The 25,376-nt window shown below is 46.5% G+C and carries 25 protein-coding genes; 19 read left to right on the top strand and 6 right to left on the bottom strand.

The window, feature by feature from the left end; translation table 11 throughout:
* Position 1: 1 nt before the first annotated feature.
* From fliH to SPL68_RS13240, 7 genes are all read left to right on the top strand, one after another.
* Complete coding sequence (fliH, locus tag SPL68_RS13270; RefSeq protein ID WP_323815649.1) at positions 2–709, top strand: flagellar assembly protein FliH; 708 nt, start codon at positions 2–4, stop codon at positions 707–709.
* A 2-nt stretch (positions 710–711) separates the two neighbouring features.
* The gene (gene fliI, locus SPL68_RS13265) at positions 712–2,055 is read left to right on the top strand and encodes a flagellar protein export ATPase FliI (RefSeq protein WP_323815648.1); all 1,344 of its coding nucleotides are present in this window, start codon (positions 712–714) and stop codon (positions 2,053–2,055) included.
* 33 nt (positions 2,056–2,088) lie between these two features.
* The gene (locus SPL68_RS13260) at positions 2,089–2,511 is read left to right on the top strand and encodes a flagellar export protein FliJ (RefSeq protein ID WP_323815647.1); all 423 of its coding nucleotides are present in this window, start codon (positions 2,089–2,091) and stop codon (positions 2,509–2,511) included.
* Positions 2,512–2,751: 240 nt separating this feature from the next.
* Entirely contained in the window at positions 2,752–3,039 is a 288-nt protein-coding gene (flgM, locus tag SPL68_RS13255; RefSeq protein WP_323815646.1) for a flagellar biosynthesis anti-sigma factor FlgM, read from the top strand.
* On the top strand, positions 3,036–3,479 hold the full coding sequence (gene flgN / locus SPL68_RS13250; protein ID WP_323815645.1) for a flagellar export chaperone FlgN: 444 nt from the start codon (positions 3,036–3,038) through the stop codon (positions 3,477–3,479). The genes flgM and flgN overlap by 4 nt, the downstream gene beginning before the upstream one ends.
* Positions 3,480–3,632: 153 nt before the next feature.
* Positions 3,633–4,085 (top strand): hypothetical protein, encoded by a 453-nt coding sequence (locus SPL68_RS13245; protein WP_323815644.1) that lies wholly within the window; start codon positions 3,633–3,635, stop codon positions 4,083–4,085.
* Between the two features lie 18 nt (positions 4,086–4,103).
* Positions 4,104–4,556, top strand: a complete 453-nt coding sequence (locus tag SPL68_RS13240) for a hypothetical protein (protein WP_323815643.1) — start codon at positions 4,104–4,106, stop codon at positions 4,554–4,556.
* 16 nt (positions 4,557–4,572) lie between these two features.
* On the opposite strand, the gene SPL68_RS13235 is transcribed toward SPL68_RS13240, so the two are convergent.
* Both SPL68_RS13235 and SPL68_RS13230 read right to left on the bottom strand, forming a co-directional pair.
* A complete protein-coding gene (locus SPL68_RS13235; RefSeq protein WP_323815642.1) occupies positions 4,573–4,869 on the bottom strand; it encodes a type II toxin-antitoxin system RelE/ParE family toxin in 297 nt (98 codons plus the stop codon).
* Positions 4,862–5,104, bottom strand: coding sequence for a type II toxin-antitoxin system ParD family antitoxin (locus tag SPL68_RS13230; RefSeq protein ID WP_323815641.1), 243 nt, complete (start codon positions 5,102–5,104; stop codon positions 4,862–4,864). Before SPL68_RS13230 ends, SPL68_RS13235 begins: the two co-directional genes overlap by 8 nt.
* Before the next feature lie 322 nt (positions 5,105–5,426).
* On the opposite strand from SPL68_RS13230, the gene fliD reads away from it, so the two are divergent.
* From fliD to SPL68_RS13190, 8 genes are read left to right on the top strand one after another with little or no spacing between them, the layout of a single operon-like run.
* Positions 5,427–6,752 carry a flagellar filament capping protein FliD gene (gene fliD, locus SPL68_RS13225; RefSeq protein WP_323815640.1) on the top strand — a complete coding sequence of 442 codons (1,326 nt, stop codon included), beginning with the start codon at positions 5,427–5,429 and terminating at the stop codon, positions 6,750–6,752.
* A complete protein-coding gene (fliS, locus tag SPL68_RS13220) occupies positions 6,752–7,156 on the top strand; it encodes a flagellar export chaperone FliS (RefSeq protein WP_323815639.1) in 405 nt (134 codons plus the stop codon). The genes fliD and fliS overlap by 1 nt, the downstream gene beginning before the upstream one ends.
* The gene (locus tag SPL68_RS13215) at positions 7,137–7,463 is read left to right on the top strand and encodes a hypothetical protein (protein ID WP_323815638.1); all 327 of its coding nucleotides are present in this window, start codon (positions 7,137–7,139) and stop codon (positions 7,461–7,463) included. Before fliS ends, SPL68_RS13215 begins: the two co-directional genes overlap by 20 nt.
* A complete protein-coding gene (locus SPL68_RS13210) occupies positions 7,463–8,824 on the top strand; it encodes a flagellar hook-length control protein FliK (RefSeq protein ID WP_323815637.1) in 1,362 nt (453 codons plus the stop codon). The genes SPL68_RS13215 and SPL68_RS13210 overlap by 1 nt, the downstream gene beginning before the upstream one ends.
* Positions 8,825–8,883: 59 nt before the next feature.
* Positions 8,884–9,360, top strand: a complete 477-nt coding sequence (locus SPL68_RS13205) for a flagellar basal body-associated FliL family protein (protein ID WP_323815636.1) — start codon at positions 8,884–8,886, stop codon at positions 9,358–9,360.
* A 12-nt stretch (positions 9,361–9,372) separates the two neighbouring features.
* Positions 9,373–10,125, top strand: a complete 753-nt coding sequence (locus tag SPL68_RS13200; protein ID WP_323815635.1) for a FliA/WhiG family RNA polymerase sigma factor — start codon at positions 9,373–9,375, stop codon at positions 10,123–10,125.
* Positions 10,126–10,155: 30 nt separating this feature from the next.
* Positions 10,156–11,028 carry a flagellar motor stator protein MotA gene (motA, locus tag SPL68_RS13195; protein WP_323815634.1) on the top strand — a complete coding sequence of 291 codons (873 nt, stop codon included), beginning with the start codon at positions 10,156–10,158 and terminating at the stop codon, positions 11,026–11,028.
* A gap of 21 nt (positions 11,029–11,049) precedes the next feature.
* Positions 11,050–11,961, top strand: a complete 912-nt coding sequence (locus SPL68_RS13190; protein ID WP_323815633.1) for an OmpA family protein — start codon at positions 11,050–11,052, stop codon at positions 11,959–11,961.
* Positions 11,962–12,009: 48 nt separating this feature from the next.
* On the opposite strand, the gene SPL68_RS13185 is transcribed toward SPL68_RS13190, so the two are convergent.
* The 4 genes from SPL68_RS13185 to lafA (SPL68_RS13170) all read right to left on the bottom strand — a co-directional run bounded on the left by SPL68_RS13185 (position 12,010) and on the right by lafA (SPL68_RS13170) (position 16,205).
* Positions 12,010–12,909 carry a transcriptional regulator gene (locus SPL68_RS13185; protein WP_323815632.1) on the bottom strand — a complete coding sequence of 300 codons (900 nt, stop codon included), beginning with the start codon at positions 12,907–12,909 and terminating at the stop codon, positions 12,010–12,012.
* 315 nt (positions 12,910–13,224) lie between these two features.
* Positions 13,225–14,136, bottom strand: coding sequence for a lateral flagellin LafA (lafA, locus tag SPL68_RS13180; RefSeq protein ID WP_323815631.1), 912 nt, complete (start codon positions 14,134–14,136; stop codon positions 13,225–13,227).
* Positions 14,137–14,315: 179 nt separating this feature from the next.
* Positions 14,316–15,197, bottom strand: a complete 882-nt coding sequence (gene lafA / locus SPL68_RS13175; protein ID WP_323815630.1) for a lateral flagellin LafA — start codon at positions 15,195–15,197, stop codon at positions 14,316–14,318.
* A 168-nt stretch (positions 15,198–15,365) separates the two neighbouring features.
* Positions 15,366–16,205 (bottom strand): lateral flagellin LafA, encoded by an 840-nt coding sequence (gene lafA / locus SPL68_RS13170; RefSeq protein ID WP_323815629.1) that lies wholly within the window; start codon positions 16,203–16,205, stop codon positions 15,366–15,368.
* Between the two features lie 604 nt (positions 16,206–16,809).
* Between lafA (SPL68_RS13170) and SPL68_RS13165 the strand changes: the two genes are divergently transcribed.
* From SPL68_RS13165 to SPL68_RS13150, 4 genes are read left to right on the top strand one after another with little or no spacing between them, the layout of a single operon-like run.
* On the top strand, positions 16,810–17,805 hold the full coding sequence (locus tag SPL68_RS13165; protein WP_323815628.1) for an ATP-binding protein: 996 nt from the start codon (positions 16,810–16,812) through the stop codon (positions 17,803–17,805).
* Positions 17,802–19,139: a vWA domain-containing protein gene (locus SPL68_RS13160; protein ID WP_323815627.1), complete on the top strand. Its 1,338-nt coding sequence runs from the start codon at positions 17,802–17,804 to the stop codon at positions 19,137–19,139. Before SPL68_RS13165 ends, SPL68_RS13160 begins: the two co-directional genes overlap by 4 nt.
* A gap of 57 nt (positions 19,140–19,196) precedes the next feature.
* Entirely contained in the window at positions 19,197–22,184 is a 2,988-nt protein-coding gene (locus SPL68_RS13155) for a hypothetical protein (RefSeq protein WP_323815626.1), read from the top strand.
* Between the two features lie 56 nt (positions 22,185–22,240).
* On the top strand, positions 22,241–25,246 hold the full coding sequence (locus tag SPL68_RS13150; protein ID WP_323815625.1) for a hypothetical protein: 3,006 nt from the start codon (positions 22,241–22,243) through the stop codon (positions 25,244–25,246).
* Positions 25,247–25,376: the final 130 nt, after the last annotated feature.

The raw sequence follows: 25,376 nt of genomic DNA, 5'->3' as shown, positions 1-25,376 counted from the left end.
TATGACGGCAAAAATTCTAAAAGGCGCAGGCAAGGGTTGGCGTCCTTATCGCTTCCCGCCGCGCGCCAGTTTTAATCAAAACAGCATGGCGGGCGATCACTGGGATGCTGACCCAGCTGCACTGCAACGCGCCATCGCCGATGGTTTTCAGGAAGGCTCGGAAAAAGGTTACCAGCAGGGCTTGGTGCAAGGTCAGGAAGAAGGCCAGCGCGAAGGTTATGCGGCAGGCCGCAATGAAGGTATTGCACGTGGACGCGAGGAGGGGCGTGAAGAAGGCCGCCAAGTGTTTGAAGCCGCGAGCGAACCACTCGATGAGATCAGCAAGCAGCTGCAAGAGTTTATGGAAGATTTTGAGCGCAAGCGTCGCCGTGAATTGCTGCAACTGGTGAAGAAGGTTGCGCAGCAGGTAATTCGCTGTGAACTCACGTTGCACCCGACCCAGTTATTGAATTTGGCGGAAGAAGCCTTGGCTTCCATGCCGGCCGAGCAGAGCGATGTGCATATCCAGCTCAATCCTGAAGAGTACAGCCGTATTAAAGACTTGGCGCCCGGCCGCGCTGCCAGTTGGCGTTTGGTCGCCGATGACAAACTCGCGCTGGGTGAATGCCGGATTGTGACCGCGCAAACCGAGGTGGATATAGGCTGCCAGCAGCGTCTGGATGCCTGTATCGATACGCTCGCTGAACACATGCATCTGGCTGAGGGTTAAGCATGAGCTCGCCCGCCAACATCTCTGCCTTGGACGATTTCAAAATCGACGAAGCCTTGCGCTCGCTTGATCGCATTCAATTGGCGCGCGTGAGTGGCCGTTTGGTGCGCGTGTCTGGCCTGTTGCTGGAAAGCCACGGTTGCAACCGCATGACCGGCCAGCGCTGTTTTGTCGAGCAGGGCGATGGCAGTATGTTGGAAGCACAAGTCGTGGGGTTTAATCGCGACACTACCTACTTGATGCCGTTTAAAAAGCCGCTCGGTTTAGCTGCGGGTTCGCGCGTATTTCCCGCCGAAGACGACACTAGTCTACATATCGATGATTCCTGGCTTGGCCGTGTACTCAACGGCTTGGGCGAGCCGCTCGATGACCTGGGCAAACTCGGCGGGCGCGATCCGCTGCCGATGGAATTGCCCAAAGTAAACCCGCTTAAACGCCGCCCCGTATCTGCACCCTTGGATGTGGGGGTGCGCGCCATCAACTCCATGCTTACGCTCGGTAAAGGTCAACGTGTTGGCCTGTTTGCCGGTAGCGGCGTAGGCAAAAGTGTGCTGCTGGGCATGATCACTCGCCAGACCACCGCTGATGTTGTGGTGGTAGGGCTGATCGGTGAACGCGGGCGCGAAGTGCAGGAATTTATTCTCCACTCGCTGGGCGAAGAGGGCTTGCGCAAAGCCGTCGTTGTGGTCGCGCCAGCTAATGAATCGCCGCTGATGCGTATGAAAGCGACCGAGCTGTGCCACAGCATCGCCGCCTATTTTCGCGATCAAGGCAAAGACGTTTTACTGCTGGTGGATTCGCTCACGCGCTACGCTATGGCACAGCGTGAAATCGCGCTGGCATTGGGTGAGCCACCTGCTACCAAAGGCTATCCGCCCTCGGTGTTTGGCATGTTGCCGGAGCTGGTGGAAAGCGCGGGCAATGGCGAAAGCGAGCGCGGCAGCTTGAGCGCGCTCTACACCGTATTAGCCGAAGGCGATGATCAGCAGGACCCGATTGTGGACTGCGCGCGCGCGATTCTGGATGGCCATATAGTCTTATCGCGCCGCTTGGCCGATGTTGGTCATTATCCCGCAATTGACATCGCCTCCTCAGTCAGCCGCTGTATGACCCAAGTGACCGACAAACCCCATCAGCAGGCCGCGCGCCAGTTGAAGGAGTTCTACAGCACTTACGAAAAAATCAAAGAACTTATCCCGCTTGGCGGCTATACGCCGGGCATGGATCAAAAAACCGATCAGTCAGTGCAATTGGCTCCTGCGATTGAGCGTTTCCTGCGGCAAGAAGTTAGTCAGGGCGCACCACTGGTGCAGACGATCAATGAATTGCGCTCGCTTATTCGTTAATCGAGCCGCACATAAAGAACAGGTATCGCGACTATGAAAGAGCAGCTGAATACCCTTGCACGTCTGGCTAGTTTGCGCGCCACGCGCGTGCAGCAAATGCTCGGGCGAGTGACTTATCAGCAGAATCTCTGCCAGCGCTATCGCAATAACATCACCGGTCTCACGCGCCTGTGCAGTTTTACCGTGCCCATGACCACGCCTTTGCAGCGCGACAATCAGCAGCAATACAAAGGCACTTTGTTGAAAATGGTGGAGTTACAGCGCAAGGAGTTGGCCGTGGCCGAGGAAAGCCTTGCGCGCATCCAGTTGGAACTGATGAATGCCATGCGCAGCGAAAAAATCGTCGCCCATGTGATGGATGCAAAGATGAGTGAATGGCAGCAGCTGCTGAATCAGCAAGAGCAGAAGATTCAGGATGGCCTAGCCAGCCAAAGCTGGTGGCGCAATCTAAGCTAGCTGATTGAAATCCCTCCCAGCCTCCCTTTTACAAAGGGAGGAATTGATTAGAAAAATCTCCCCCAACCCCTCTTTTTCAAAGAGGGGGGAGTAAGCTCCTCCCTTTTAAAAAGGGAGGCGGGGGGAGGGATTTTATTTTGATAAAAAATTTAAGTTATTGCACAAGACGGTCGCTCTTAGGCAATAACAGGGTTATTTTTGGGTAAATGACCCGCAACAAACACAGTGCAGGACTCCATTATGGAAATCAGCAGAAACATCAAATCCGGTTACAGCGCTCCTAGCGAAGCAAGCAGCGCAAAAACTGATGCAACTAATGCTGCAGCAAGCACCGAAAAAGTCGCTGCTGCAGGCTCAAAACCTGAGCCGCGTTTGGAGCAGCTGCAAGAAGCTATGCGCGCATTGCCGGAAATCGATCTGGAACAGGTGGCTAAAATTAAAAAGGCGCTGGCCAATGGCGATTTAAGCAGCGATGTAAAAGTGCTCGCGCACAGTATCCTCGCTTACCACCGTGGCACTGATGTATGAACCGCAGTGAGCAGCTGTTACAACTTGTCGGGCGCGATATAGAACTGGATTGCGCCGACTACACAGGTTTACAGCGGTTGATGCAATCGCTGTATGAGCAGCTGCTGGTGCGCAACAGCGCGCAAATTGAAGTGCTTAATCAACAAATTTCGGTGCTGGTAGAATTTATCCGCACCCGCGCCGAACGCCGCAGCAAAATTCTCGCCGCGTTTGGTTTGGCTGCGGCAACACCTGGTGCGATGAAATATCTTTTATCGCGCTGCCCTCTGCCGAATCGCGCGCAGTTAATTCAGTATTGGGATGATCTTGAGCAACTAGTGCAAGACACCAAAACCATTAACGAGCGCAACGGCAAATTACTCGCCATGCACAACGACATCCTCAATCAAATTATCGGCAGTGCTCAATCGTCGCCGGTGTATTCTGCGCGTTATTACTAACTGAGTTAGTTTTTCCTGATTCCCTTTTCATCCGTGTAGCCTCTGATAATGATTTTGACGGGGCGTAGCTTCCTATTTTATTTTCTGCACTTTATATTCCCCAGCTCGGTGTTACCGGATACAAGAATTCAATTTGCTACTTCAAGGATTATCATGAAAAAACGTGTTTTGCTTTCCGCTCTTGTCATGCTCTCAAGTTTTCCTGCCGTTGCAGATTCTCAATGGGGGTTGGGATTGGGGCAGCCCTATGGAGGTTGGTTGGGAGTTAAGTATTCAGTTAATACTGACCTTTATAAGTTTTATGGCAGCTTGGGGTTGTTGGGGTATATCGAAAGTGGTGGTGGGAAAGTGGGTTATTCAGTGGGTGTCGAACGGCAGATTGTTAACCGCCATCACTCATTAGGTTTTTCGGTTGGTACAGTGAGTTACTCATCGGAAGATGAGTATATTGGTGGTGCGGTTAATTACAGTTACTACACTGCTGGCTTTCATAATAAATCATGGATATTTGGCGCTAGCGTTTATTCAGGTGAACGCGATGTGGATTCACGTTTTTACGATGACCAAGAGTCAGGTGTCAGGGGAATTATTGGTTATCAGTTTTAAAAAATGCAAAGGAAGTGATTGCTTATGGTGCTTAACATAAAAAGCGTTCTTGCAGGCGCGATACTCGGGGTGGCTGTTTTTATGGTGGCAACCTACGCCATTGGGTTTACTGCTGCTATAGCAATGCCGAAAGGATTAGCTGAGTGGGCGCTGCAAAATTCGCTTGCTGCATTAGTCCTATTCTTGTGGGATTTAGTAATCGTCAATTTGTTCGGGATAGGTTTGTTGTCATTCGCGGCGGTTTTTATTTTAGTGAAATTTTCATCGCTAAATTGGAAGTGGATTGCTGCAGGTTTTGTTATCGCTGAAACGCTTGTTGCCTATGCAGAGCTATTTTTACTATCTATCCGTTCTCCTACGCCAGTAGGCAATTTATTTTTGATGTTGCCGCATTTTCTTGTGGTTGTAATTTGTGTTTTTGCTGCTGCAAGATTGGCAACTAAATGGAAGAGCAAAGCTGAAGGTGAATAGTATTGGAAAATATTAACTAACCAAGGTCAAAAAAATGCTTCATCGGCTCCATCTGTTGGTGGAGTATGCGGATGATAAAAATATCACTTATGCGCTGGCGGTAAAAAATAGCATGTCGTTGATGGTCATGGCGGCGAATGCCTGTTGCAATGGCGGAGTATTCGTAGTCCATTAGTGGATTGGTGGACAGTAGTTGAAAACAGGTTTCCATACCTTCTGTGTAAGAATCCGCTTGAATAGCGCCAAAATTTAGCAGTGTGTATTCATAAATAGCGGTGAAATCTTCTACCGCAAGATTGGAAAGTTTATACATGGTGCTGTTGTTTTACGCGCGCGGCTATGTCTCTGAGCGATAAATCGCTTTCACCACTTTGCTCACCTGCTTCAATTGCGCTTTTAAGTGCAGCTAATTGATTTTCTTGTTGCTCAAGTAACCGAAGGGCAGAGCGCACTACTTCGCTGGTTGAGCCGTAGCGCCCTGATGCAATTAATTTTCCGACAAACTCGTCCAGTGGCGAGCCTATAGATACGCTGGTTGTTCTGGGCATGACATTCATCCTGCGGTCAGTTAAGACTCATGTTTAATAGTGGTTGTGTTAATAGTTGGTACAACTCTAGCTGTTCAGGCGTTAAGTTTCTAGTTGCGCCTGCATCTTCTGCCGATTTTCCCTCACCTACTTAAACAATATCCCCTTTCCGTCGCCTTTTACTCCTAAGGCTCCGTCTGTGCGGAAAGGGCTTTTCCCCTTTTGTGGTTCCGCCTGCTAATGCGGAAGTATTTTTTCATCTTTGTTTTCTATTAAATCCTTTTAAATCAATGCGTTAAGTGTTGGCATTTATGTTGCTAAACCCCTCGGGAGGAGAATTGCAATGGCGATAGATTCAGATTACGTCAAACAGATGGCGACCCAGTTGGCCAGTTACGAGGTGCAGTCGGCGCTGACCAAGGCGAATCGCAACCAGGCGAATTACGAGGCGCAGTTGAAGGCAGTGACTTCACTGGATACTGCGCTCAAAACGTTTAGTACATCGATTAAAAACCTGAAAGGTGTCGATAAAAGTGTGCTGACCAATACCGCTACTTTTGCTACTGCGGGTTATGCCAGTGCGACTGTGGACACCAAAGCTGTTGCCGGTAATTACCAATTTTTTGTTGAGCAGTTGGCGAGTGCGCATCAGGTTGCGCTGAATGGTTTGACCGATGGCGATATTCCCACCAGCGGCAATTTGGTGATCGGTCAGGGCGCCAATAGTTTTAGCATCGATTTAAGCAGCATCGACACAGATGGCACCGCGGGTAATTCACTTGCAGAACTGGCGGCGGCGATTAATGCGGCGAGTGATAACAGCGGTGTAAATGCAACGCTGGTGCGCAGTGGCGGCAATGTGTCGCTGGTATTGGCCAGTGAAAAAACCGGTGCGAGTAATGCGATCAGTTTATCTACCACTGGTGTTGTCGCAGGTGCGTTTGATACTGCGATAAATAATCCAACTGAACTCAGCGCTGCTAAAGATGCACAAGTGCGTTTAGGTGGTGAGACCGGCATGCTGTTAACCAATGACAGCAATACCTTCGCCGATATTATCGACGGCGTCAGCATGACGTTTACTAAAACGCACACGGCAGGTGAAGCACCTTTGTCGGTCACTATCGGGCGCGATGAAGCGGCAACCAAAGCCAATGTGCAAAGTTTTATTACTGCGATTAATACCTTGCTCAGCACGTTCGATAACCTGACTGGCAGTGGTAGTGAAAGTACAACGCGGGGTGCACTTGCTGGCGATTCAAGTATTCGCTCAATTGAAAGCATGTTGAACAAAGTATTGCGTACCGAATTTGGCGGTACCAATTTAATGAGTTTGGGAATTAGCGCTGACCGCAGTGGCAATTTAACTTTGGATGCAACCCGTTTTGAAAAAGCGATTGCCGCTAACCCGGAAGCGCTCGATAAATTGTTCAATGAAAAAAATGCACTGCTCGATACGTTGGAAAAAAATGTGGCGATTTATACCACTGGCCCTAACGCCTTGATGAAAGCGCGCAAAGAAAGTTTGAACACTATGATCGGCCGCGTTGATGACCAATTCGACAATATCCAGAAGCAGTACGACAACTATTACAACCGCTATTTGAAGCAGTACACCAACATGATGCAAATCATGAATTCAATGGAACAAACTTACGGAATGTTTTAATGAACGATCCCTATCTCTCACATGAATGTTATGACAGCTACCGCTCGGTAGATCTGGAAGCAAAAGCAGCATCAGCATCGCCTTATGAATTGGTGCTGGTGTTGTTTGATGGTTTGCTCGATGAACTCGCACGCACACGCGGCCACATAGAAGCAAAGCGCTTTCAGGAAAAAGGCCGTTCGTTGGAAAAATGCATGAACATTTTGAATGGGCTTAATGGTGCGCTCGACTATGACAACGGCGGCGAAGTAGTGCAGGGCTTATCACGCTTGTACGACTACTGCATTTATCGTTTGTCCGATGTGAGTGTGAGTTTGTCGCTGGAAGGTTTGGATGAAGTGGTTCAGCTGTTAGGTGTGATCCGCGAAGGTTGGGATGGTGTTAATGCCAAGCGTGCAGGATAGTCGTTTGCTCACAGAAATGAGTGCTTTGGGGCAGCAATTGGCCGCTGCTCTTAAAGCCCAGGATTGGGATGCCGTGGGCGGAATAGACCTGAGTATTCGCGGCTGTCTGCAAACACTGGCGCAAATGGAAACGGTTAGCCCTGAATTGCAAGAAGTCAAAAACCAGTTGCAACAACTTTATCAGCGCGTGATTCCCGCTTACAGCGAGGCCTGTGAAAAGTTGCGGGTTTTGTTGTTGAATCATATCGATCATGCCGAAGGCCGCTCGGCTTATATGCGTACCGAGCTATTGCAAGGTGAAGGTTAATGATATCGGCATCTATTCAAATCAATGCAGCATCCCAAATAACGCAATATGCGGGTGAAAACGCAGGCGTTGCAGAGGCGACGAATGCGCAATCATTAGAGCGAAATAGTGCTGGTGATTCCGCTGCGGCAGGAATAGCAACAGCAGAAACTATTGTGGCCAATACGCAAGAGCAGCAGGCTGAATTATTTGTTGGGCAATTAGATGAAGTTCTGAAGCGTGCTGACGCAGATTTTTCTACAGAAACAGCAGAATCGAATCTGTCTGGAATCTTGGAAAAATCAGATGCTGATCAAGCTACTCAGCAACAGGAAATGCAAAATTTGGGGGCGCTACCAGGCAGTGTGCAATACGGGCAGCAGCCAGCAGAGCAAAATGTAGATGCAGAACAATGGCTGCAAGCGATGCTCGGGCAGCAACAACTGCAATTACAAACTCGTGATGCAACTGCACCTTCTGCTATTGCCAACGAGACAGTTACACCTGTAGCTATTAATCCTGATGTGCAAGCTGCACAAAAAAATTCAGGTGCCTCTTCAATAAATATCCCGCTTGGTTCTGCGTTAAGCACGGAGATGACTGGACCTGAGATGACTGCAGTTTTTGATGAGGCAAGTGCGAATACAAATGAAAAAGTCCAGCGCCAGATAGCAACAGAATCAAGTATTGGTCAATCGATCAGTAATAAGTCGGTCATTAATCAAACGAGTATTAATAATGCGATGGTTAATGGCGCGATGATTAACGCATCTGTATCCGCTGTTGATGCGCGGGCTAATGAATCGATAAATGTGTCTCATACAGCTTTGGCAACTGTTGCAAAGCTGAGTGTTGGTGAAACAAGCGTTAATGAAATTTCCAGCAGCACAGTATCAAGTTTATTGGCAGCCACAGATACAGCGCAGCGCAGTACGCAACTGGTATCTGCTGCGCAAAACTCATCCGGTATTTTTAGTCAGGATGCAAAGCTAGGCGAGCAGTTGCTGCATACATTGCGCGATAACGTGCAGCTGCAAATTCAGCAGAAAATTCAAAATGCCACTATCCGTTTGGATCCACCTGAATTGGGCAGTTTGGAAATTTATCTCAGCCATGAAGGCGGGCGCTTACATGTGCAAATTACCGCAAGCCAGGCAGACGTAGCGCGTTTGATTCAGCAAACGAGTGATCGTTTGCGTCAGGAATTATCCGGCCCACAGTTTACCCAAGTGAATATTCAAACTTCAGCTGAAGGTCAGTCTGGTCAGCAGCAGTCGCGTCAGCGGTATGCGAGTGACGAAATGATTCTCGCCAATGAGCAGGCTTTTGTTGGCAACGAAACGCAAACAACGCGCACAAGTGATGTGTTGGTTAGCGTATAACTTTTAATGTCGGAACACGGTGTTTCGGCGGGAAAATAGAGTAAGAGGAAAGTTCAATCATGATGCAGCGAATTATTTTGGCATTGTTGGTAGTGAATACGTTGGTTGCAGCCGGATCGGCATATATCAGCTTTCGCGTACTAACACAGCCGCAAGCAGTGGCGGCACCAATAGTTGCTGGTGATGAAAATTCATCTGTCGCAGCCAATGCAGGCGAAGCAGCAGAATATATGTTTTTTCCTATTGAAAAAGTCATCGTCAGCTTACAAGGCGAAGAGCGTGAACATTATTTTGTGTTGGATTTGGTGTTGCAGAGCGATATAGAAACCGACAGCAAAAAGCTAAAACAAATCGATCCTATGGTACGCAATTCAGTCGTCGCTCATTTGTCATCGATGAACTTTGCCACATTGCGCGCTATGCCAATTGCAGAGCTGCAAACCAGCTTGGAAACAGTGGTGCAGGCTGATTTTGCCAGCCGCAATATAGTCCAGCCATTTGCGCATGTGCTGGTAAGTAAACTGGTTGTGCAATAAAAGGCGGCTGCCATGAATGCTCACGCACTCAATACGAGCGATGGAATTTACGAATACTCGTCCGCCGCTTCTGCGCAGACACCGGCATTTGCGCCTGTGCAAGAACAGCAATTATTAATTCAGTATTTGCCATTGGTAAAACGCATTGTTCGTCAGTTGTCTCTGCAAGCGAATCAAGTGATGGATCGCGACGACATGGAGCAAATCGGATTAATGGGGTTGCTCGAAAGTCTGCGTCGCTACGGTCAACCGGATGAAAGTTTTGCGGCTTTCGCCAAGCTGCGAATTCGCGGCGCGATTCTCGATGAGCTGCGCAGACAGGATTGGCGCCCGCGTCAGGTTCGCCAGCAAACCCATAAAATTCGCGATGCAATCCGTGAGTTGAGTCGTCGCCTTGGGCGCGTACCGCAAGATGCGGAGGTGATGAAATTTACTGGCTTGAGTGAAAAAGATTATCAGGCGTTTTTGCAGGCAGATGCCTGTGAGGCAATTGAAAGTCTGGATGAGTTGTTATTAAACGGTCCGGAAATTTTTGCTGACTCTGGTTCAGGTTTGGAAGAGCGCGAAATTACCGAGCGACTATTGGCACAAGCTTTGTCGACGCTAAATGAACGCGAGCGTTTGGTTTTGATGTTGTATTACCAACAAGAATTAAGTTTGAAAGAAATTGCATTGGTGTTGGATTTAACCGATGCACGCGTGTGCCAGTTAAGTAAACAGGCGATTCAAAAAGCCAGTCGCTTTATGCGTGATGCTCACAAGTGAGCGTTTGAGGAATACTAAAGAGAGCTGATCATGCAAAAATTATTAGGTGCAATCATTATCGTAGGTTGTGTATTGGGTGGTTACTCAATGGCACACGGCGAGCTGGCTATGCTGTGGCAGCCAGCGGAAATTATCATCATTTTGGGCGCAGGCTTGGGCAGTCTGGTTGTGGGCAATCCTAAAGAAGTTTTGATGGAAATGTGCCATCAAATTAAAGGCGTGTTTGTCTATACCCGCAGAGGTGAAGAATTCCAGCGTCAATTATTGATGTTGATGTATGAGTTGTTGGAAATGGTGGATGAGGGCGGCCTTAAAGCGCTGGATGCACATATTGAAGAGCCGGAGCAAAGTGATTTGTTTACGCGCTATCCATTAATTTTGCAGGAGCCAAATTTGATGGCGTTTATCGCCGACAACTTCCGTTTGATGGCGATGGGAAAAATTAGCGCGCATGAACTGGAAGGTTTTTTGGAGCAAGAGTTGGAAGCGATGGATCATGCACTGATGCAACCAGCTCGTTCGTTGCACAAAATCGGCGAGTCTATGCCCGGTTTCGGTATTCTCGCGGCGATCATGGGTATCGTAATCACCATGGGGAATATTGATGGTTCAGTTGCTGAAATCGGTGCGCACGTAGCTGCCGCCTTGGTTGGAACTTTTCTCGGAATTTTTGTGTGCTACTGCGTGATGGAGCCGCTCAGTAATGCGATGGGGCAGCGCGTTAAAACCGAATTGTCTGCGCTCGAATGTGTGCGTACCACCTTGGTTGCACACGTTGCCGGTAAACCTACTTTGCTCGCGGTGGATGCTGGCCGCAAATTGATTGAGCAGGATGTAAAACCCGCGTTCCGCCAATTGGAAACCTGGGTAAATCAATACGAAGATCAACGCAACGCTGCCTAAGCGAATAAAAGTATTTGAGCCATGAGAAGACGTAACGACAAAGACACCGAAATTATCGTTAAGCGCCGCAAAAAATCCGGCCACGACGAAATGCACGGCGGCGCATGGAAAGTCGCCTTTGCTGATTTCACTATGGCGATGATGGCGTTATTTATGGTGCTCTGGGTGATCACTCCGCAGAATCCGCCTGAACCATCCAATGCGGAATATATGAATAACCCGCTGGTCGATGGTGGTGCCGGTATTTTTGATGGCAGTAGTAAAACACCGCTGGAATTATCCGGTGTGCCAGTGCCGTTGAATCGCGCTGAATCCATGACCAACAAAGGCGAGCAACAACACACGGTTAAACCGGAAACACTTAAAAGTCCAACTTATAACAACCCCGAACAATTAAAAGAGCTTGCGAATTTAATGCAGGCGGTTGCGTTGGAGTTGGATGCACAAGCGAATGTGGAAGTGCAGGTGGTGCCACAGGGGTTGCGTATTTTGGTTAAAGACGACCAACAGCGATTTATGTTTGCGCGTGGCAGCGTGCAATTAAATCCGCATTTTGCAACATTGCTGGAGCGCCTTGCAGGAGTGCTGGCAAAAGTAGGCAACAAAATTATTATCAGTGGTCATACGGATTCAGTGCCCTATAAAACAGTAAATGGTTACAACAATTGGAACTTGTCAGGTGACCGCGCGTTGCGTGCGCGCAATGTGATGGTGGAATCGGGGCTTGCACCTGCAGCAGTATTGCAGGTTGCGGCGCAGGCGGATGTAATGCCCTTGCGCCCGGATGCACCGGAAGATGGTGCTAATCGCCGCATTGAAATTTTATTGCTGACCGCAAAAGCAGAAGCCTTGTATCGCGAAATTTTTGGCGAGCAACAGGCGCGTGTGGATTACTCCGGTGATAAAGCAGAGCTGGTAACACCAGCAATTTAATCGGTACTTTTTAAAAAGAAGGTTTGAGATAAAAATGTGAGCAGGAATTTATTTGAGGCACGGAGCCCAATCGCTATCGCTCAACTGATCGAGACGATCTTCAGCAATATGCAGTGTACGCGCGCTGCCATCGGCAAATAAACACACCATATCCAACGCATTTTCATGCAGCCCGGACACAATCACATGCAAGGGCGCTTGCACTTTTTCCATCAGCTTGTGCTCAATTTTTTTGCCATGCGAAATCAATTGATTTAATTCATTGGGATCGCGAGGTGCATAAGTGATAGTCAGCAATTTGCCAACTGCCGCAGTCGGAATTGTTTTTGCCGGTTGGGTGTAAGCAATGGCGCCGAGCGCTAATACTGCAGAACAACTGGCTAATACAGGTATAAACCATTTGCGCAAAGGCGAGGTTGTTGCAGCAGGTTTTATCGATGCCGTCGGTGCAGCCTGTTTGGCTGGTGCCACTGCTTCAATAACCGTGGCAGGGTTAGGTGTAGCTGCTGCATGTGATTCGTTTGCCGAATGATTGTTAACCACCAGATCAACAAAATTCGGATTCAAAAAATAACCGCGGCGGGGCAGGGTTTGGATAATCTCGCGCGCGTTTTCATCAGCCAGAATCTGACGCAAAGTATAAATCTGCTGATTTAAACTGCCTTGGCCGACCACTCGTCCTGCCCAAGCATGTCTCATCAACTCATCTCTATCGACCACATCGCCCGGACTGCGCGCCAAACGCTCCAACAAACGGCTACCGGAAAAACCCAGATCGACTTTTTCTTCAATGCCGTTTTTCACTAGCGTGAGCTGATAAAGCTCCGGGTAAAAATGCGCAAGGCAGTTGGGATTACCCGTACGAATAACCAGACAAGTCCGATTTTCAGGTGAGCTGACAGCTTCTGTTGCCAGAGGTGTGCTCATTGAATTGTTGGTCTGGATCATGCCCATAGCTGTCGTCGATGCGGTTATTGTTTGGCTGGTAATTGTCGAGCGTTTTTTTTCACCACTAATGTGGTTGATCAGTCTTTGCGCCAATGTGATGGCGTCAACAAATCGCTGTTGGCAATGATAGCTGTGTTTCGGCTTTAAGCCTTCAAATTAGAGGGTTTCTACTCAGTAAGATTGTAAATTTTTGCAAATATCGAAATAAAAAATATATTTTATACAGCAAAAAGTAATTTAGGTTGATTTTGGTGCCAAACAAAAACGCCCCACTTTTGGTGGGGCGTTTTTGTTGGTTGCCTTGCTGCGGATTTATTAACCGAGCAGCGACATCACCATTCCTGGCATTTGACCAGCTTGTTTCAGCATGGAAATACCAGACTGCATCAACATAGAGTTTTTGCTCATGTTGGCGCTTTCTTTGGCAAAGTCAGCATCCATGATGCGGCCCTTGGACATGTCGGTATTGTCCTTCATGTTGGCCAGGTTGTTTGCAGTGTGGTTCAAACGGTTGATGTTGGCACCGAAGTCTGCGCGCAGAGAGCCTACTGAATTTAGGGCGGTTTCAAGCAAGGCGATATTCGCGTTGGCGGTGGCGTTGGTAGCAGTAGTGGGATCTTGAGTGGACGCCAATTCAATACCTGCTGTTCCTGGAGTGGTGTAGGTGTCAGATACGGCTGCTAATGCTGTACCCAGCGCAGTCAGTTTGGTGCTTACGTTCAGGCTGAGCGTTTCACTGGAGCTTGCACCGATTTGGAAGTTCATCGCTGCCGAAAACTTACCTCCGCTACCGTTTACAGTGGTGCCATCACTAAACAGGTTGGAGCCTGCAAACTTGGTATTCTTGATGATGTTGGCCATCTCTTTACCTAGCTCATCGTATTCACCTTGCAGTGCGATTAAATCAGCACCGCTGTTAGTGTCGTTCGATGCTTGGGTTGCCAAGTCTTTCATGCGCTGCAGAATATCGGTCATTTCAGTGAATGCACCTTCCGCAGTTTGCAGCAGAGAAATAGAGTCGCCGGTGTTGCGAATGGCAACATCCATACCGCGTGATTGTGCGTTCAAGCGAGTAGCGATTTGCAAGCCTGCGGCATCATCTGCTGCAGAGTTAATGCGCAAGCCGGTGCCCAAACGTTGTTGGTTATTGCCCAACGCATTGTTGGTTTTATTCAAGTTGGTTTGAGTAACCAGTGATGAATAGTTAGTGTGAATTGACAGTGCCATGGAAAGATTCCTGTTCTGTAATTAAAAATTGTGCTGTGAGTTTTGAGTCAGCGCCTGTTACGGTCAGCGGCATTTGCCTGCTATAGAAATAAAGCGACAAAACCGGGCGAGAAATTAAATCGCGCCCATAAAAAAACCGCTGCGAACAGCGGTTTTTCGTGAGCCTTGCAGGAAGTAAATTAACCGAGCAGAGACATCACCATGCCTGGCATTTGACCAGCTTGTTTCAGCATAGAAATGCCGGATTGCATCAACATAGAGTTTTTGCTCATGTTGGCGCTTTCTTTAGCGAAGTCAGCATCCATGATGCGGCCTTTAGACATGTCAGTATTGTCTTTCATGTTTGCCAAGTTATTAGCGGTGTGGTTCAAACGGTTGATATTTGCACCAAAGTCCGCACGCAGTGCGCCAATCTCATCCAGTGCCGTCTCGGCCAAAGTAATTGCACCGCTAGCGCCAGCTTGTGTGGTCAGTTTCGTATCTGCAGCTGGTGCAGCGGCGAATTGTGTATTGAGTGCAGTAAGAGCACCAACCAGAGTCCCCATTTTGGCGGTGACATTTAATGTAAGAGTTTCAGTGGAGCTTGAGCCAATCTGAAATTTCATACCACCAGCTGCACCAAATTTGCCCGCAGCAGCAGTGACGCCGAATAAGGTTTCACCAGCGTATTTGGTGTTGGTCATAATGTTCGCCAGCTCTTTGCCTAATTCGTCGTATTCAGCTGAGAGGGCGGTACGGTCGTCTGCACTGTTGGTATCGTTCGATGCCTGAGTAGCAAGATCTTTCATGCGCTGCACGATATCAGTCATCTCATTAAATGCACCTTCAGCGGTTTGCAGCAGAGAGATTGCATCGCCAGTGTTGCGCATGGCGACTTCCATGCCGCGTGATTGTGCGTTCAAACGAGTGGCGATTTGCAAGCCTGCGGCATCATCTGCTGCAGAGTTAATGCGCAAGCCAGTGCCCAAACGTTGTTGGTTATTGCCCAACGCATTGTTGGTTTTATTCAAGTTGGTTTGAGTAACCAGCGATGAATAGTTGGTATGAATTGACAGAGCCATGAAAGTATTCCTGTGTCAGTAAGGTGATGAGTCTGTGAAACGCCAGTTAAGGTCAGCGGCATTTGCCTGCTAAAAATACAAAGCGACAAAATCGAATTAAAAATTAAATCGCGGCCATAAAAAAACCGCTGCGAACAGCGGTTTTTCGGGAAGCTTGCAGGGCATAAATTAACCCAGCAGAGACATCACCATACCTGGCATTTGGCCAGCTTGTTTCAGCATAGAAATACCCGATTGCATCAACATAGAGTTTTTGCTCATGTTGGCGCTTTCTTTGGCGAAGTCGGCATCCATGATGCGGCCTTTAGACATGTCAGTATTGTCTTTCATGTTTGCCAAGTTATTAGCGGTGTGGTTCAAACGGTTGATGTTTGCACCCAGAGTTGCGCGCATTGTGCCTACCGCATCCAATGCTGTTTCCAATTCGTCAATGGCACTACCGGAGTTGGCTGCGTCATCCAAAGTTTCGGCCTTAATTGTGGTGATGGCATCGGTTACGTCAGTCAGTCCGCCACTAGCATCAAGAGCTAAGGTTTCTGAACTGCTTGCACCAATTTGGAAAGTCATGGATGCGGTGAATTTGCCGCCCGCAGCAAATAGAGCCTCACCTGCGTACTTGGTGTTATCGATAATGTTGGTTAATTCTTTACCCAGCTCGTCATATTCTGCTTGCAGGGCAGTGCGGTCATCATCGCTGTTGGTATCGTTCGCTGCCTGAGTCGCCAAGTCTTTCATGCGTTGCATGATGTCGGTCATCTCGTTAAACGCACCTTCGGCGGTTTGCAGCAGGGAAATAGAGTCACCAGTGTTGCGAATCGCCACTTCCATCCCGCGTGATTGTGCGTTCAAGCGAGTCGCGATTTGCAAACCAGCCGCATCGTCAGCTGCAGAGTTAATACGCAAACCAGTGCCCAAACGCTGTTGGTTGTTGCCCAGCGCATTGTTGGTTTTGTTCAGATTGGTTTGGGTAACCAAAGATGAGTAGTTAGTATGAATCGACAGAGCCATGATGCTAATCCTGTGTTGTGAGGTTCAGGGTCTGCAAGCCCCAATTGGCCTGCTTAAAACTCTAAGGCGACGGCATTGGCTCAGAACTTAAATCGGAAGTGAAAGTTTATTAAGCCGTGATCAGGCTAATAAAGATTGCCGCTGGGTAACCTTTGGCGATTGATCCGGCACAGCTTAATTAATTACGCCATCGGTGTTGCGGGCTTGGTAATAAACTGTAATATTGGTTGGCACAATAAACCGCATAACATTTACCGCTTCAGTCATAGGAATGACCACGGCAGTATCAGCAGGGCAGGGAATTGCACTACGGAAATTTGGATGTAACTCGCGACTTGGCTGCTATGGAATTATGGATATTAGTAAAGTGCTGCTTCTCTTCCCAAATTATGAAAGTTCTTTATATGAACTTCTTGTGCAAAAGATTGGTAGACGGGATATCGTATAAGCCCATTCATCTAAGGACCTGGATATTTTTATTGCCAACTTCCGCTTTTTGCCGATTGTTAATAGATGAATATAAAAAAACGCCCAATAAAGGGAGTGACAGATTGAGCGTTAGCGTCTGTTGTACTTTATAAATCGGGCTCCATTAAGGATTAGTATGCATCCCTATCAATTGTCTCATTATCTCTCCACTTTAATTGATCACTCCATACATCACAGCGTAATGATTTGGGGACCACCGGGTATTGGTAAATCCAGTGTTGTTGCGCAGTTAGCAAACTCACGCAAAATGGGTTTTATTGATCTGCGTCTGAGCCAGCTTGCTCCAACTGATTTACGGGGCGTACCTGTTCCTGTTGATGGAATAACCCATTGGTATCCGCCGGAATTTTTGCCGCACACAGGTACAGGAATACTTTTTCTCGACGAAATCAATCTGGCACCACCGGCACTTCAAGGCGTTGCTCAACAGTTGGTGTTGGATCGGCGTGTAGGGAGTTATGAAGTTCCTAACGGTTGGTTTGTGTGGGCAGCGGGTAATCGCAAAGAAGACCGCGCTGCGATTTTCGATATGCCTACTCCGCTGGCTAATAGATTTCTTCACCTACGTGTTGAGCCGCATTTAGAAAGCTTTCGCCAATATGCAATTGCGCGAAAAATGCATGAACAAATAATTGGCTTCCTAAATTTCCGACCCTCACTATTGCATAAACCCGATGCAAATAGCGAAGCTTGGCCATCGCCGCGCAGTTGGGAAATGGCTGATGCGCTACTTAAGCTCGACCTTGATCTGGCTCCCGCAATTGGTATCGGTGTAGCCGCTGAGTTCAATGTGTTTCGCCAATCTGCCGCGCAGATTCCATTGGTTGAAGCGATCCTTAATGGCAAATCCAAAGAAACTTTTCCTGCTGAACCATCTATTCAATATGCATTAAGTAGTGCATTAGTGATTCGCATTAACACTGTTGCTCAGGCAATCAATGCATTTCGTTGGCTAAGCGATAAAGCACCACCAGAGTGGGTGCAAATGGTGGCAGCGGATCTGTTTCCCAAATTGCGTAACAATAAACTTTACGAAGCGTTTCGTCGGGAGGTTCAGGCGGATGAAGAATTAATGAGGTTTCTCGGCGCATTCAGTGTTTTGGCATCATGACAGAAGCGCTAGTGCTCGAAAAGCTATCGCGCTGCAAAATTAGTTTGCGCAAAAAAAATCCTTACTTTGCAGTGCTAACACTATTTGCCAACTATCAATTCGATGAATCAATAGAACTGGCGGATACCGATGGTTTAATCGTTCGTTTAAACCCATCAACTTTTTTGGCACATTCTGATGCGGTGTGTAGCGCATTACTTTTGCACATTACTTTGCACGCCGCTTTGCTTCACCCCCTGCGACAATCTTCGCGCAATCCTGAATTGTGGAATATTGCCTGCGACGTAATGGTGAATCACATCATCACTACGCAAACCTCCTTTTCAGCTCCGCCCGGAACTGTCACAGCGAAAGATATATTAATTGATTTTACGCCGCTCACGTCTGAGCAAGTTTACGAATATTTGTTACAGCATCGTAAAGATCCTACTGATCTCATCGCTGCTATGAATCAGCGGGAGCAGGGTGGTTCTGGGGCGGGTAACAACGTAGCAATGCCATCAAGTGAAAGCTCTCGGATGCAATCCGATCAGGTGCGAAAAAGCAGTTTAGCCGCCGCGATGGCTAATCGTTTTGGTAAAGCCACCGAAGTAAGCAAGCAACGCGAGGCTCCTACAAAAGATGCTGATGCGACTAAATCGGTTACTGTAGCAGGAAAATTATTGCGCGATATTCGCCCAATCAATCATCAAACGGGTGAGGAGGCTGTCAGGCATCATTGGGAGACCGCATTGCTTAAAGCACATGAACAGGAGGCGCTGCGTAGTCAGGGTAAAAACAAAAGCGCATGGTTAAAGGAGCTAGAGGCAGCATGTAATCCACAAGTGGATTGGCGCAATGTATTGTCGCGCTTTGTAATTCGTACACCGACAGATTTTTGTGGATTGGATCGGCGCTTTATCCACGCAGGTTTGTATTTAGAAATGTTGGAGCAAGAAACCGTTCAGCTTGATGTGGCAATTGATACATCGGGATCAATCCAACCCTCAGAGTTGAATCTTTTTATAACAGAGTTGCGTGGCATATTAAGTATGTACCCTTGCATAAACTGCCAGCTTTATTATTGCGACACTGATGTGTACGGCCCATATCCTGTTAATGCCTCAATTAAATTGCCGCAAGCGGAAGGTGGCGGTGGAACCGATTTTTGTCCATTTTTTGAGTTGTTAAATAAGGCCCGAAATGAAAGAGAAATTGGAGCTGTTATTTATTTTACCGACGGAAAAGGCGATTTTCCTGCTGAGCAACCTTCTTATCCGGTTCTATGGGTTGCGGTACCAGGGGCAATTGATTCAGATGCATTTCCATTCGGTCAAGTAATTCGATTGGTGTGATTGTGGAGCGTTAAAAAATCCTTTCTTAACAACTAATATAGAGTGAGGCGATGCTGAATGTCACCGGAAGATTTTATCAACATTGTTACTGAGAATGCTGACCCCAAAGCGAGTGATTTTTCGTCTTTAGCGGATAGATTGACTTACTACTATCAAAAATATTGGTATGACTGGGATGTTGTGGCAACCTATATAAATCACCCGGATGCAAAATTAGAATTAATCGCTGAAATATTTTATTACCTACCGAAATTTGCTGAGCAGCAACCCAGTTGGGCTAGCTGGGAAAATCATCCTGATTGGTCTACTGCAATCAGTTCACCTAAGCGTTCCCTTCAGTTTAACTATTGGCCTTCATGGAAAGAGGTTCCAGCTTTTTATTTCCAATATCTTGTAAATAAAAAAGACATCAAGTTCATTTCCAAAATATTAAGTAGCCGTATTGAACAGGAGTTTTTTGTTCAATGGGTGAAACCACTTGCTGCATTCGATAATCGCTCAATTGATGCACGATTAGTAGAAAACTACTGGGGTGCGGTGGAGCCTATTCAAGAATGGTTACCGCACTTTTCTCGCAGCCGTCATGCTGGTGTGAGGCTGGCAGTCGCAAAAAAACGTTGTGCACCAGCCGATATTCTACGAGTGTTGTGTGTAGATGCAGATCCCAAAGTGGCTAAGGCTGCACTTGAGCATTCAAATTTTCCAAAAGACGCATTGGCGATTATTGCAGAGCACGAAAGCAAAAAGCAGGAGCAAAGGCTGGATCAACTCGATACCTTGTGCTGGAATGAATTAGAGGATTTTTTAACGCATCCTGATTTTCCCGCTGAAGGTTTGGATATTCTCTCCGCGCGTGACGACGACGCAATCCTTTTTGCTTGTGTGATGCACCCGAATGCAAGCGAATCATTGTGGCGACGTGCGTTGGAATCACCGGAAAAGTGGCAGAAATCTGCTGTTGCACTGAATCCGAATGCACCTGAAGCGGTGCTACGCGAACTTGCGCAAATAGAGAGTTTCGATATTGCCTTCGCGCTCGCCAGTAATCCTTCATTGCCAGAAGATATGCAGCTCGCCTTAGCGAATCATCCAGATCGCACTATTCGGTTGCATGTGGCAGACCAAACGCTATCTAAGAGAGTGTGGGCTGCGGTTGCTAGTCATCCTGCACCTGAGTACTTACATACACCGCTTGAACAGTTTCTCGCATTAGTAATTGACCCAAAGGCAAAGAAAGATCAGATCGTCAATATTTACAGAGATGTAAACTATACTCGCAGCGATGGTGGCGTAATGGCCACCAGTATTGGCAATGCATTGGCACTTCATCCAAAAATTTCTGAAGATATGCTAGGTAGGTTTCTCCACTATATGCCATGGCTCATTCAACACAATCAAGCCGTGCAGTTAAGATTGCTAGAAGGAAAACCTCTTCCAAACTCCAGTCATTATGCAGAATTTTATGATAGCGAGAGCTGGCTGACTAAAAGCCCCGGGTATTTAATAAACAGTTTGCTGAGTGGAACTGATCTGGCATTGAAACGTTTAACGGTTAGGCACACTGGTTGTAATAGGCGACTATTATTTCCGTTATGGTTTTCCTCAGATAAGCCGCTGCTTAAAAGACTCGTCCAGCGAACCGATATGCCAGGATTTTTTTATGAAATCCTTTGGCGAAAAACGGATGATTCAATCCGTGCGTTATTAAGTGCAAATAAAGCGTTCATAAGCCGAGCACCCTCTCATGGAGATAAACGGGTTATCAATGAAATACCCGTTGCTCAAAAAGCGAGGACAGTGGGTAGCGATGGGAAAGTAGTTATCAAAGGAAATAAAAAAGATCGTATCAATTTGGCGCGGTCGACTGACAATGAACAGGTTTTGTGTGTTTTGGCGGCCGATAAGCTTGTAGATGTAATAACCGCAGTTGCGGAACGACCTGGGCTACCATTGTCAGTTATTGAAGTACTTATATCTGGTACGGATAAAGATATACGCTTAAAAGCGCCTAAATTATTAGCGGCATGTACTTCCGATAGCACCTTAAATTTAGAAAAGCAGTTATATGATGAAGGTGGAGAAATGGCGAGGGAATTGGCCTATTACACTTGTCATGAACAACTGCAATTACAAATGCTGGCTACCCACCCAGAGACATTGAGCAAAAATAACAAGATTACCACAAACGTTGCTGAAGCCTTTTTCAGATATGGTCCGTTAAACGATCTAATTGAATTGCTTGGCCATCTAGATGAAAAACCTGAACTTTCATTAAAGCTAGCCAAATTTCTTTTTAGTCTATACGAAGATAAAAAAGGTGATCTCCCTGGTTTTAATTATTTTCAAACCTTATATCCGAACGCGGAAAGGAACGAATACCAAGTTCGATACTCTGCATTCTCCAAAAAAAATAGAAACTTTCAATATATTCCTTATGAAATACAAGCAATGATTGAAAGGTATTCGGAAAATACTGAGATTCAAAAGTTTGCTGGTGAATTTCTTGGTTCCGGTCTTTTGAGTGAGGACGTGCTTGCCGGTGTCGCTGGGTGCTGCAAGGAAATTAACAATTCAGTGTTACAGATGTTATTAAAACAATCGCCTGAAGTAAGATCGAGGTTAGCTAAAAATATCCACCTTTCCCAAGAGGCGATCGATGCCTTAAAAGTTGATGAGGATGAATCTGTTCGCATCGAGCTTGCTCTTGCTCACCCTCACTTGGGTGAGTATTTTTCCAGCGATATTTCAGTCGAGGTTCGTAAACAACTGGCAGAAAACACAAAAAATATTAATGTACAAAAATTACTATTTTTGGATGCCGAGAAAGATGTGTTAAGTCGGCTCGCCATGAATAATTACTGCGATTATTCGGTGCTTGAGCCACTACTTAGAAAAAATATAGATTTTTATGCGAAGCGGTACCTTGTGGAGCGGCCTGAAACATCTACAGCTGTTCTTGAATTGCTAGTAAATGATCGGACGGCGTGGATATGCAATCAAGCTAATCGGGTATTGCAGGAAAGATTATCTGCAAGCTCAAAGTAGTACTTGGTTGAGTTATTAATGGCCGTGCATTAAGTTTTCATTAGAAAGGAACAACAATGACACCTGAGCAATTTGTAGAAAAAGTAGAGAGAAGCTACCAATATAGTGTGAAATATAATGCTGAATTGACTCTGGAAAATGAACTGGAGCGTATATATCAGAGTGAGTGGTACAACTGGAATATTGTCAGTTTATATATTGAGCATCCTTTGGCAAGCCTTGAGCGTATAGCGGAAATCTGGCGGTTTGCCCCGGCGTTTGTTGAAAGTCATCCACTCTGGCCAACATTAAGTAGCAATGGCGACTGGCCGAAATTCGCGCAACAAGCACAACGAGACCTGCTTTCGGTCAATAGTAACCGCTGGGGGCGCCTACCAGCATTTTACGTTGGGCAATTATTTGCGCAACAAGATGTAAAATCCATAATCCGAATTTTAGACTCGGATTATGTTGATAAAAGGTTCTGCGAGCGTTGGTCTAGCCAGCTATTGGCGTTGGACAATCACTCAATCAATTTGCGGCTAATTAGATTTAAAGGATTTTTTCCTCTCGTCAAAGCAGAGCTATTAACCTGCTTTTCCAAAAGTAAATCTGCGAATGTTCGCTTAGCCGTCGCGCGGCATGACTTGACTAGAAAAGATGTGTTGGTTGAGCTCTGTAGCGATTCAGATGAAAAAGTTGCTAAAGCCGCGCTAGAAAATCCACGTTTTCCACAAGAAGCGATGGGACTTATTGTGCAACAGGAAGAACAGAAACTGTCATCCAAGCTGGATAATCTTGCGGGTCTTGCCTGGAAAGAAATAGGTGATTTTCTATTGCATCCGGATTTTCCAGCGGAGGGGTTGGAAATTCTATTTGAACAAGAAGATGCAGCTGTTCGTTTTGCGTGTGCTATGCACCCCAATGCCAGTGAGATCCTCCGTACCAAAATATTGGAACAAGAAGAGGTTTGGATGAAGGCAGCGGTAGCGCTGAATCCAAACGCACCGGAATCAGTCTTACGTGAATTGGCACTGATTGATGATTTTGATATTGCGTTTGCGCTAGTAAGTAATCCTAACCTACCTGATGATTTGCAATTAGCCTTTGCCAATCATCCTAATCGCATTATTCGCCTGCACTTGGCAGATCGTACTAACTCATTTGCTGTGCTAGCTGCCGTAGCAGCTCACCCAACTCCGGAGGGGACGCACACAGGAATTGAACAATTACTCGCTCTTGCCATAAGTCCAAAAACGTCCGCCGCTAAGCTAGGAGCACTGCAAACTCCTACACATATTTCCCGCTCAAATGGTGAAGCACTATCGACCAGTATTAGCAATGCAATCGCCGCTCATGCCAATTTTCCTGACAAGCTTATCGGCCGTTATCGTTACTATAATTGGCCGCAGCTTGAAAAGAATAAAATTATCCAGTTGCGCGTATTAGAGGGGCTGTCTTTGCCAGAACCTGAACCTGTTCCGGGTTGGAAATTTAATGGCCCAGCGATTCTCAGGTTTCCTGGTTACGTTGCTAATCATTTGTTGCTATCAAGTGATATTACAATTTTACGTATGGCTTGCGCGCACATAGGATGCGATAAGAAATTATTATTTCCCCTGTGGCATACCCAAGATACGTTAATTCTAAAAAAATTGGCTCAGCGAGAGGATCTGCCGCGATTTTTTTATGAAATATTGTGGTTGCATGGCGGTGATCCAGTAAGAGTAGTTTTAAAATCCAATAAGGAAGCCTTGTCACGCGGTGTTAGTTTTGCCAATAAAGAAGGTGCACCTAGAATTAATATTAAAATGAAAAAGAGTCCTACAGGTGAGGATAGTAAGGTTGTTGTTAGTGGCGTAAAAAAAGATCGAATGGAACTCGCAAAAACCTCAAATGAGGAGGCGGTACTGCGGGCACTTGCAACGGACAAGCTTAAAGAAGTACGCGCACAACTACTGTATCAAGATTCGTTGCCCTGGTCAGTTATTGAAATTTTAGCTAAAGATACTGAGGTCGATATTCGGCGTAACCTACCTGATTTTCTTCTTGAGTTTCCGTTGGAACAGACGCTGTCTATTGAAAAGTCTTTATTTCAGGAGGGCGGTGAAGTCGCAAAGAATGTTGCGCGGCGTACTCGAAACGAAGATATTCAGCGAGAAGCGGTAAAAGATTACGCGGATAGGATGGTTCATAATGATTTTCTTGCGCCAATAGTACTGGATTACTATTTACACAATGGAACTATTGAGCAGTTGTTGAAGATTGCAGAAAATATAGAAAATCAACCTGGCTTTTCGATTAAAGTGGCAGATTTACTCTTTCATATTATTGAGCATCACCATAATGATCCGATAGCAGGCATCTGTGTGCTTTATCCTGACTCAAGCCAAGAGGAAAAAAACCAGTATCAATTACGGTTAGTGCAATTTCTCGCGGAGAAGGGTAAGCGCATAGAGGACATCGGATTTAATGCACAATCAATTATGGGCAAGTTTTTAGAGCATGAAGATGCACAAAAAATTATTTTGCGTGTACTTTCAAATACATCTTCATCACTCGGTAACCGTTTATGGGCAATTAGTGTTTGTAGTGTGATGACAGATGCGACTATTACTGCGTTGGCTAAAGGTAGCCTTGATGAGAAAAAGGCGCTAGCGAAAAATCCACATATTTCTTCCGCTATTATCAACTTACTTATAGTCGATTCTGAGCACAAGGTGCGTAGAAATATTGCCCAATATCATGCCTCTAGTGCTGCTCAATTGGTTGCTGATGAAAACGAAGATGTTAGATGTACTTTGGCAGAGTTAACTGTGGATATAAAAGTTCAGCGGCATATTTTAAATGACCCATCAGCAAACGTTTTATCTGCGCTCGCTGACAACATACATTGCGATAGCGATGTTCTGGCAGGCTTGATACAAAAAAACAAAAGCTATGATGTGCGCCGGAATGCGGTTAACAACTCTAATATAACCAATGAGATGTTGATTTTTTTGCTTAAAGATCGAAATTCATATATCCGCGATTCTGCAAAAAAGAAATTGGAAAGTAGAGGCATAGAAAGCTTTTTACAATAGGAAATAAAACAGTAATCTGTTATTCGGTTGCGACAAAGCGTAATGCGGCTGTTCCATTTTGGGTTGTGATGGGGGCTGTGTTTGGGCCTTTTGCATTGCCATTTGTGTTTATGTCAAAACCCAAAAAGTA

The organism is Cellvibrio chitinivorans (genome assembly GCF_035117775.1).
In the GTDB taxonomy this organism is placed as follows: domain Bacteria; phylum Pseudomonadota; class Gammaproteobacteria; order Pseudomonadales; family Cellvibrionaceae; genus Cellvibrio; species Cellvibrio chitinivorans.
The sequence above is the reverse complement of the archived record's forward strand: the minus strand, read 5'-3'. Positions and strand labels throughout refer to the sequence as shown.